This window comes from Pseudomonas sp. NY5710 (assembly GCF_013305665.1).
Lineage (GTDB): Bacteria > Pseudomonadota > Gammaproteobacteria > Pseudomonadales > Pseudomonadaceae > Aquipseudomonas > Aquipseudomonas juntendi.
In genome coordinates this window covers 5603660-5612807 of the sequence record NZ_CP045554.1, presented here as the reverse complement: position 1 = coordinate 5612807, position 9148 = coordinate 5603660, and the positions used below count along the sequence as shown (strand labels likewise).

The window sequence follows — 9148 nt, the reverse complement described above, 5'->3', positions numbered from 1 at the left end:
CCTGTACATCCCATGAACCGTGGCCTTGGCATGGTTATCCACAGAAAGTTATCCACCTAAGCTTTATAGGTTTATCAGAAAAGCTTTTTATATCTCTCTTCTTTTTTTTCATGTTGTCCCCAACGTGTACCTTCGATCAAGCACCCTCGGGAGAATGGCCGAGAAGTTGCCGTCCATCACGTGCTCTATAGGTAAAGACTGGTTGGAAATTGACCTACGGGCTTGCTTTCTCTAGAATCGCCGGTCTCGTAAAAAGGGGGCCATCCCGGCCCGTCGTCGACAAACCAGGTAACACGCCATGAAACGTACTTTCCAACCAAGCACCATCAAGCGCGCGCGCACTCACGGTTTCCGTGCCCGTATGGCTACCAAGAACGGCCGCGCTGTTCTGTCGCGTCGTCGTGCCAAAGGCCGTAAGCGTCTGGCCATTTGATTTTTCGGCACAGGTGGTGAGTCAGGACTTCAGTCGGGAAAAGCGACTGCTTACACCCCGGCATTTCAAAGCGGTCTTCGACTCCCCAACCGGCAAGGTTCCAGGGAAAAACCTGCTGATCCTTGCTCGCGAGAACGGCCTCGATCACCCACGGCTGGGCCTGGTGATCGGCAAGAAAAGCGTCAAACTCGCCGTTCAACGCAATCGCCTCAAGCGCTTGATGCGCGATTCCTTTCGTCTGAACCAGCAGTTACTCGCCGGCCTGGACATCGTGATCGTCGCGCGCAAGGGATTGGGTGAAGTAGAAAACCCGGAATTGCACCAACACTTTGGCAAACTCTGGAAACGCCTGGCGCGCAGCCGCCCAGCACCAGTAGTCACCGCCAATTGCGCAGGGGTAGACAGCCAAGATGCGTAAACTGGCGCTCGTTCCGATCCAGTTTTACCGTTACGCCATTAGTCCTCTGATGGCCAGCCACTGTCGTTTCTTCCCCAGCTGCTCCTGTTACGCCTACGAAGCCATCGAAAATCATGGCTTGTGGCGTGGTGGGTGGCTGGCTGTTCGTCGCCTGGGGCGTTGTCATCCGTGGAATGCAGGCGGTTTCGACCCCGTTCCACCCGCTCCTTCCTCCCGAACTTCTTCGATAGCCGAGTAATCATGGATATTAAACGCACGATCCTGATCGCCGCGCTGGCAGTCGTGTCCTACGTCATGGTCCTGAAGTGGAACGATGACTACGGCCAAGCTGCCTTGCCGACTCAGAATACTGCTGCCAGCACTGTTGCGCCGGGCTTGCCCGATGGCGTGCCGGCCGGTAACAACGGTGCCAGCGCCGATGTACCGAGCGCCAACGCCGACTCCAGCCCTGCCGAACTGGCACCGGTCGCACTCAGCAAGGACCTGATCCGCGTCAAGACTGACGTCCTTGAGCTGGCTATCGACCCGGTTGGTGGTGACATCGTCCAGCTGAACCTGCCGAAATACCCCCGCCGCCAGGACCACCCGGACATCCCGTTCCAGTTGTTCGACAATGGTGGTGAGCGTGTCTACCTGGCACAAAGCGGCCTGACCGGCGCCAACGGCCCGGATGCCCGCGCCAGCGGCCGCCCACTGTATGCCGCCGAGCAGAAAAGCTACCAACTGGCTGACGGCCAGCAGCAATTGGTGGTCGACCTGAAGTTCAGCGACAACGGCGTCAACTACATCAAGCGCTTCAGCTTCAAGCGCGGTGAGTACGACCTGAATGTCAGCTACCTGATCGACAACCAGAGCAGCCAGCCGTGGAGCGGCAATATGTTTGCCCAGCTCAAGCGTGACGCCAGCGGCGATCCGTCTTCGAGCACTGCGACCGGCACCGCCACCTACCTGGGTGCAGCCCTGTGGACAGCTTCCGAGCCTTACAAAAAGGTCTCGATGAAGGACATGGACAAGGGCAATTTGAAAGAAAATGTGTCTGGTGGCTGGGTAGCCTGGCTGCAGCACTACTTCGTGACCGCGTGGATCCCGGCCAAGTCGGACAACAACGTTGTTCAGACGCGCAAGGACAGCCAAGGCAACTACATCATCGGCTACACTGGCCCGGCACTGAACGTACCTGCCGGTGGCAAGGTTGAAACCAGCGCCATGCTGTATGCCGGACCGAAGATCCAGTCCAAGCTCAAGGAATTGTCCCCAGGCCTGGAACTGACCGTCGACTACGGCTTCCTGTGGTTCATCGCCCAGCCGATCTTCTGGCTGCTGCAACATATCCACAGCCTGCTGGGCAACTGGGGCTGGTCGATCATCGTGCTGACCATGCTGATCAAAGGCCTGTTCTTCCCGTTGTCGGCTGCCAGCTACCGTTCCATGGCGCGCATGCGTGCCGTTGCACCGAAACTCGCCGCGTTGAAAGAGCGCTTCGGTGATGATCGCCAGAAGATGTCCCAGGCGATGATGGAGCTGTACAAGAAAGAGAAGATCAACCCGTTGGGCGGCTGCCTGCCGATCCTGGTGCAGATGCCGGTGTTCCTGGCCCTGTACTGGGTGCTGCTGGAAAGCGTTGAAATGCGCCAGGCGCCATGGATGCTGTGGATTACCGACCTGTCGATCAAGGATCCGTTCTTCATCCTGCCGATCATCATGGGCGCCACCATGTTCATCCAGCAACGCCTGAACCCGACACCGCCGGATCCTATGCAGGCCAAGGTGATGAAAATGATGCCGATCATCTTCACCTTCTTCTTCCTGTGGTTCCCAGCGGGTCTGGTGCTGTACTGGGTTGTGAACAACTGCTTGTCGATTTCGCAGCAGTGGTACATCACACGTCGCATCGAAGCAGCCACGAAAAAAGCTGCTGCCTGACGGGCTGCTACGCTAGCCTGTGAATAAAAACGCCCCCTAGTGGGGCGTTTTTGCTATCTGTCGTTGTTGTCGTAGAGGCTTTCGAGCATGAACATTGTGCGTGAAACCATCGCAGCCATCGCCACCGCCCAGGGCCGCGGCGGGGTGGGGATTGTCAGGTTGTCCGGGCCCCTGGCCGCCAAGGCCGGGCAATTGATCACCGGCCGTACGCTTACCCCGCGCCACGCCCATTACGGCCCCTTCCGCGATGAGGAAGGGCTGGTACTGGACGAAGGGATCGCATTGTTCTTCCCCGGGCCCAATTCGTTCACCGGCGAGGACGTGCTTGAGCTGCAGGGCCACGGTGGCCCGGTGGTGCTGGACATGCTGCTGCAGCGCTGTGTACAAGTTGGCTGTCGGCTGGCCCGCCCAGGGGAGTTCAGCGAGCGCGCGTTCCTCAACGACAAGCTCGACCTGGCGCAGGCCGAAGCCATTGCCGACCTGATCGAGGCCAGCTCCAGCCAGGCGGCCCGCAACGCCCTGCGCTCGCTACAGGGCGAGTTCTCCAAGCGTGTGCATGGTTTGACCGAGGCGTTGATCGCATTGCGCATCTACGTCGAGGCAGCGATCGACTTCCCTGAAGAAGAGATCGACTTCCTCGCCGACGGCCACGTGCTTTCGATGCTCGATACCGTACGCTGTGAGTTATCCACCGTGCAGCGCGAGGCCGGGCAGGGTGCGTTGCTGCGCGACGGCATGACGGTGGTTATCGCCGGCAGGCCTAATGCCGGTAAATCCAGCCTGCTGAACCAGCTGGCCGGGCGCGAAGCGGCGATCGTCACCGATATCGCCGGCACCACACGGGATATTTTGCGCGAACATATCCACATTGATGGCATGCCGCTACATGTGGTGGACACCGCCGGTTTGCGGGCCACCGATGACCATGTGGAAAAGATTGGTGTGGAACGGGCGCTGAAGGCCATTGGCGAGGCTGACCGGGTATTGCTGGTGGTTGACTCCACAGCGCCCGAAGCCAGCGACCCGTTTGCCCTGTGGCCAGAGTTTCTCGACCAGCGGCCAGACCCGGCGAAGGTTACGCTGATCCGTAACAAGGCAGACCTGAGTGGCGAGCGGGTAGGGCTGGAACAATGCGATGATGGCCACGTCACGATCACCCTTAGCGCCAAGGGCAATGATGCAGGCCTGCAGCTGCTACGCGACCACCTGAAGGCCTGCATGGGTTATGAACAGACTGCCGAGAGCGGTTTCAGCGCCCGCAGGCGCCACCTGGATGCGTTGCGCCAGGCCAGTGAGCACTTGGAGCACGGCCGCGCACAACTGACTCTGGCGGGCGCGGGAGAGCTGTTGGCGGAAGACCTGCGTCAGGCCCAGCATGCGCTGGGCGAGATCACCGGGGCATTCAGTTCGGATGATTTGCTGGGGCGGATCTTCTCCAGCTTCTGTATCGGCAAATAATCCACAGCCGGGCACCGCCAAGAGCCGCTTCTTCGGGAGCGGCTTTTTTTTGCCTGGAATTCACGCATGGGCCGTGCGGGCCCCATCGCCGCCTGCCAGCACCCACAAGCATCCTGCTTTCCATGCTTGTTCCGCCCTCCAGTGGGAACGGGTTTACCTGATATGAGGCCAGTACAGGCTCACAATTTTTATACACAAGCGTAGAAATGCGCTCAGGAGCCCTGTGGAAAACCCGCCATCAGCTCCGTTGATAAGCATGCTTTTTTTCTGAGGACAAAACCCCCTGTGGGTAAACATGCATTTAATCCACAGGCTAAATCACGTTATCCATACCCCTCAGGGCACTCCAACCACAGGGTTTAATTTCTCTGTACATACCGTAATTCATGGTCTGCAAAGGTTTATCCACAGATAAGACTGCGCATAAGAATAAACATAAAAACAAAGCTTTTATAAATTTCTCTTCTTTGATTTCTGTTGTGTGCCACTCATCCACAGACTGGTCAAAATTTGCTCAGACGGTTTCTTTAAGGGGGGGTAAGTCCCTATACTTGTCGGCTTACCTTCTCTATTCGCAAAAACAGGCACGAGGTGCGTGGTGGATTTCCCTTCCCGTTTTGAAGTGATCGTCATCGGCGGCGGCCATGCCGGTACCGAGGCTGCGCTTGCGTCAGCACGCATGGGTGTGAAAACCCTGCTGTTGACCCATAACGTGGAAACCCTCGGTCACATGAGCTGCAACCCCGCCATCGGCGGTATTGGCAAAAGCCATCTGGTCAAAGAGATCGATGCCCTCGGTGGCGCCATGGCGTTGGCTACCGACAAGAGCGGCATCCAGTTCCGCGTTCTGAACAACCGCAAAGGTCCAGCTGTACGGGCAACCCGTGCACAGGCCGACCGCGCCATCTACAAGGCCGTGGTTCGTGAAATCCTGGAGAACCAGCCAAACCTGTGGATATTCCAGCAATCCTGCGATGACCTGATCGTCGAGCAGGATCAGGTCAAAGGCGTGGTGACCCAGATGGGCCTGCGTTTCTTTGCCGAATCGGTGGTACTGACCACCGGTACCTTCCTTGGCGGCCTGATCCACATCGGGTTGCAAAACCATTCAGGTGGTCGCGCCGGTGATCCGCCTTCGATCGCGCTGGCACACCGCATGCGCGAGCTGCCATTGCGCGTAGGCCGGTTGAAAACGGGTACGCCACCACGTATCGACGGTCGTTCGGTGGATTTTTCGGTCATGACCGAGCAACCAGGCGATACGCCCATACCGGTGATGTCGTTCATGGGCAATGCCGAAATGCACCCACGCCAGGTCAGTTGCTGGATTACCCATACCAACGCGCGTACCCACGAGATCATTGCCTCGAACCTCGACCGGTCGCCCATGTATTCGGGCGTGATCGAAGGGGTGGGCCCGCGCTACTGCCCATCGATCGAAGACAAGATCCACCGGTTCGCCGACAAGGAAAGCCACCAGGTATTCATCGAGCCTGAGGGCTTGACCACCCATGAGCTGTACCCGAACGGTATTTCCACGTCGCTGCCGTTCGACGTGCAACTGGAACTGGTCCGTTCGATCCGTGGCATGGAAAACGCCCACATCGTGCGCCCTGGCTATGCCATCGAGTACGACTACTTCGACCCGCGTGACCTCAAGTACAGCCTCGAGACCAAAGTCATCGGCGGCTTGTTCTTCGCCGGCCAGATCAATGGCACCACCGGTTACGAAGAAGCCGGCGCCCAAGGCCTGCTGGCCGGCACCAACGCCGCGTTGCGGGCACAAGGCCGTGACAGCTGGTGCCCTCGCCGTGACGAGGCGTACATCGGCGTACTGGTCGACGACCTGATTACCCTGGGCACCCAGGAGCCGTACCGTATGTTTACCTCGCGTGCCGAGTACCGGCTGATTCTGCGCGAAGACAACGCCGACCTGCGTCTGACCGAAAAGGGCCGTGAACTGGGCCTGATCGATGACCAGCGCTGGGCGGCCTTCTGCGCCAAGCGCGACGGCATCGAACGCGAGGAGCAGCGCCTGAAGTCGACCTGGGTACGACCCAATACCGAACAAGGCCAAGCCATTGTGGGTAAGTTCGGCACGCCGCTCAGCCACGAGTACAGCCTGCTCAACCTGCTGGCCCGCCCGGAAATCGACTACGCCGGGCTGATCGAAGCCACCGGCGGTGAGGCAATCGATCCGCAGGTCGCCGAACAGGTCGAGATTCGCACCAAGTACGCCGGTTACATCGACCGCCAGCAGGATGAGATCGCTCGCCTGCGTGCCAGCGAGGACACCCGGTTGCCTGTGGATATCGACTACACGACCATTTCCGGCCTGTCGAAAGAGATCCAGGGCAAGCTGGGCCAGACCCGCCCGGAAACTCTGGGCCAGGCATCGCGCATTCCCGGCGTGACCCCGGCGGCGATTTCCCTGTTGCTGATTCACTTGAAAAAACGCGGCGCTGGCCGCGAATTGGAGCAAAGCGCTTGAGTGCCCTGGTTACCCCGCAACATGTTGAAGAGTTGTCCACAGGTGCGCGGCAGCTTGGTGTAGACCTGAGTGCCGAGCAGCATGAAAAACTGCTCGGCTACCTGGCCTTGTTGATCAAATGGAACAAAGCCTACAACCTGACCGCCGTGCGCGACCCCGACGAGATGGTTTCGCGGCATCTGCTCGACAGCCTGAGCGTCATGGCGTTTATCCACAGCGCGCGGGAAAACTGGCTGGATGTCGGCAGTGGTGGCGGCATGCCTGGTATCCCTTTGGCTATCCTGCACCCGCACAAGCGGGTGACCGTGCTGGATGCCAATGGCAAGAAAACCCGCTTCCTGACCCAGGTGAAAATGGAACTCAAGCTGGACAACCTCACGGTTATCCACAGCCGGGTCGAGGCATTCCAACCTGCACAACCGTTCGACGGGATCATCTCCCGTGCCTTCAGCAGCATGGAGAACTTCACCAACTGGACCCGCCACCTGGGCGACACCGGGACGCAATGGCTTGCAATGAAGGGGCTGCATCCTGCCGATGAACTGGTAGCATTGCCCGCAGACTTCACAGTGGAAAGCGAACAGGCCCTGACCGTTCCAGGTTGCCAGGGCCAGCGCCATCTGCTGATACTGCGCCGCAAGGCATGACTGGGAACACGCGCATCAATGGCTAAGGTATTCGCAATCGCGAACCAGAAAGGTGGTGTAGGCAAGACCACCACCTGTATCAATCTCGCCGCCTCGCTGGCCGCGACCAAGCGTCGCGTGCTGCTGATCGACCTCGATCCGCAGGGCAACGCCACCATGGGCAGCGGTGTGGACAAACACGAACTCGAGCACTCGGTCTACGACCTGCTGATCGGGGAGTGCGACCTGGCCCAGGCCATGCATTACTCCGAGCACGGTGGTTTTCAGCTGCTGCCGGCCAACCGCGACCTGACCGCCGCCGAAGTGGTGCTGCTGGAAATGCAGGTCAAGGAAAGCCGCCTGCGCAACGCGCTGGCGCCCATCCGTGACAACTACGACTACATCCTGATCGATTGCCCGCCGTCGCTGTCGATGCTGACGCTCAACGCCCTGGTCGCAGCCGATGGGGTGATCATCCCCATGCAGTGCGAGTACTACGCACTGGAGGGCCTCAGTGACCTTGTGGATAACATCAAGCGCATCGCTGCCCGGCTGAACCCGGAGCTGAAGATCGAGGGCTTGCTGCGGACCATGTACGATCCCCGCCTGAGCCTGAACAACGATGTGTCGGCCCAGCTCAAGGAGCACTTCGGGCCCCAGCTTTACGACACGGTTATTCCGCGCAATATTCGCCTGGCCGAGGCCCCCAGCTTCGGCATGCCGGCCCTGGCCTACGACAAGCAATCGCGTGGCGCCCTGGCTTATCTGGCGCTGGCTGGGGAACTGGTTCGCCGGCAACGCCGTCAGTCGCGCACTGCACAGACAACTTAAGGAATCCGTATGGCCGTCAAGAAACGGGGTCTCGGACGTGGGTTGGATGCACTGCTCAGTGGTCCTACCGTGAGCGCGCTCGAAGAGCAGGCTGTGAAGATCGACCAAAAGGAGCTGCAGCATCTGCCGGTCGAACTGATCCAGCGTGGCAAATATCAGCCACGCCGGGACATGGACCCACAGGCGCTGGAAGAACTTGCCCACTCGATTCGCAACCATGGGGTGATGCAACCGATCGTGGTGCGCCCGATCGGCGATAACCGCTACGAGATCATTGCCGGTGAGCGCCGTTGGCGTGCCACCCAACAGGCCGGCCTGGACACCATCCCGGCCATGGTCCGCGAAGTGGCCGACGAGGCCGCCATTGCCATGGCGCTGATCGAGAACATCCAGCGTGAAGACCTCAACCCGCTGGAAGAGGCGCTGGCCCTGCAGCGGCTGCAGCAGGAGTTCGAACTGACTCAGCAACAGGTGGCCGATGCGGTCGGCAAGTCGCGGGTCACCGTGGCCAACCTGCTGCGCCTGATTACCTTGCCTGAGGCGATCAAGACCATGCTGGCCCACGGCGACCTGGAAATGGGTCACGCCCGCGCATTGCTCGGGTTGGATGAGAATCGCCAGGAAGAGGGGGCGCGTCATGTTGTCGCACGTGGTCTCACCGTGCGCCAAACTGAAGCACTGGTTCGCCAGTGGCTCAGCGACAAGCCTGAACCGGTCGAACCGGGCAAACCTGATCCGGATATCGCGCGCCTTGAACAGCGGCTCGCAGAGCGCCTGGGCTCGGCTGTGCAGATTCGCCACGGCAACAAGGGCAAAGGCCAATTGGTTATTCGCTACAACTCGCTTGACGAGTTGCAAGGTGTGCTTGCACACATCCGCTGAAACAATTGCTGTTGTAGCGGGCAGTCGGAAATCACTACCGAAGAGTTGAATAGGGGTTAAACCACCCCTATACTCTGCGCGCATTT

The 9148-nt window shown here is 59.5% G+C and carries 9 protein-coding genes; all 9 read left to right on the top strand.

The annotated features are described in order from the left end of the window. Positions 1-298 precede the first annotated feature (298 nt). The 9 genes from rpmH to GEV39_RS25880 all read left to right on the top strand — a co-directional run bounded on the left by rpmH (position 299) and on the right by GEV39_RS25880 (position 9062). Complete coding sequence (rpmH, locus tag GEV39_RS25920) at positions 299-433, top strand: 50S ribosomal protein L34 (RefSeq protein ID WP_003253163.1); 135 nt, start codon at positions 299-301, stop codon at positions 431-433. Between the two features lie 13 nt (positions 434-446). Continuing rightward, positions 447-851: a ribonuclease P protein component gene (gene rnpA / locus GEV39_RS25915; protein ID WP_029886846.1), complete on the top strand. Its 405-nt coding sequence runs from the start codon at positions 447-449 to the stop codon at positions 849-851. Beyond that, positions 844-1089: a membrane protein insertion efficiency factor YidD gene (gene yidD / locus GEV39_RS25910; protein WP_009684672.1), complete on the top strand. Its 246-nt coding sequence runs from the start codon at positions 844-846 to the stop codon at positions 1087-1089. Before rnpA ends, yidD begins: the two co-directional genes overlap by 8 nt. Positions 1090-1091: 2 nt before the next feature. After that, complete coding sequence (gene yidC / locus GEV39_RS25905) at positions 1092-2774, top strand: membrane protein insertase YidC (protein WP_009684671.1); 1683 nt, start codon at positions 1092-1094, stop codon at positions 2772-2774. Positions 2775-2861: 87 nt separating this feature from the next. After that, positions 2862-4232 (top strand): tRNA uridine-5-carboxymethylaminomethyl(34) synthesis GTPase MnmE, encoded by a 1371-nt coding sequence (gene mnmE / locus GEV39_RS25900; RefSeq protein WP_173891629.1) that lies wholly within the window; start codon positions 2862-2864, stop codon positions 4230-4232. Between the two features lie 598 nt (positions 4233-4830). Then, the gene (gene mnmG, locus GEV39_RS25895; RefSeq protein ID WP_173891628.1) at positions 4831-6723 is read left to right on the top strand and encodes a tRNA uridine-5-carboxymethylaminomethyl(34) synthesis enzyme MnmG; all 1893 of its coding nucleotides are present in this window, start codon (positions 4831-4833) and stop codon (positions 6721-6723) included. After that, entirely contained in the window at positions 6720-7370 is a 651-nt protein-coding gene (gene rsmG, locus GEV39_RS25890) for a 16S rRNA (guanine(527)-N(7))-methyltransferase RsmG (protein ID WP_173891627.1), read from the top strand. Before mnmG ends, rsmG begins: the two co-directional genes overlap by 4 nt. An 18-nt stretch (positions 7371-7388) precedes the next feature. Beyond that, positions 7389-8180, top strand: coding sequence for a ParA family protein (locus GEV39_RS25885; RefSeq protein WP_009684667.1), 792 nt, complete (start codon positions 7389-7391; stop codon positions 8178-8180). A gap of 9 nt (positions 8181-8189) precedes the next feature. Beyond that, a complete protein-coding gene (locus tag GEV39_RS25880; RefSeq protein WP_115295205.1) occupies positions 8190-9062 on the top strand; it encodes a ParB/RepB/Spo0J family partition protein in 873 nt (290 codons plus the stop codon). The last annotated feature ends 86 nt before the right edge of the window (positions 9063-9148 follow it).

What these genes read in the sequence shown, in the direction of transcription:
- rpmH (WP_003253163.1), top strand. Translation starts at nt 299, where the DNA reads ATGAAACGTACTTTCCAACCAAGCACCATCAAGCGCGCGCGCACTCAC.
- yidD (WP_009684672.1), top strand. Translation starts at nt 844, where the DNA reads ATGCGTAAACTGGCGCTCGTTCCGATCCAGTTTTACCGTTACGCCATT.
- yidC (WP_009684671.1), top strand. Translation starts at nt 1,092, where the DNA reads ATGGATATTAAACGCACGATCCTGATCGCCGCGCTGGCAGTCGTGTCC.
- mnmE (WP_173891629.1), top strand. Translation starts at nt 2,862, where the DNA reads ATGAACATTGTGCGTGAAACCATCGCAGCCATCGCCACCGCCCAGGGC.
- GEV39_RS25885 (WP_009684667.1), top strand. Translation starts at nt 7,389, where the DNA reads ATGGCTAAGGTATTCGCAATCGCGAACCAGAAAGGTGGTGTAGGCAAG.
- GEV39_RS25880 (WP_115295205.1), top strand. Translation starts at nt 8,190, where the DNA reads ATGGCCGTCAAGAAACGGGGTCTCGGACGTGGGTTGGATGCACTGCTC.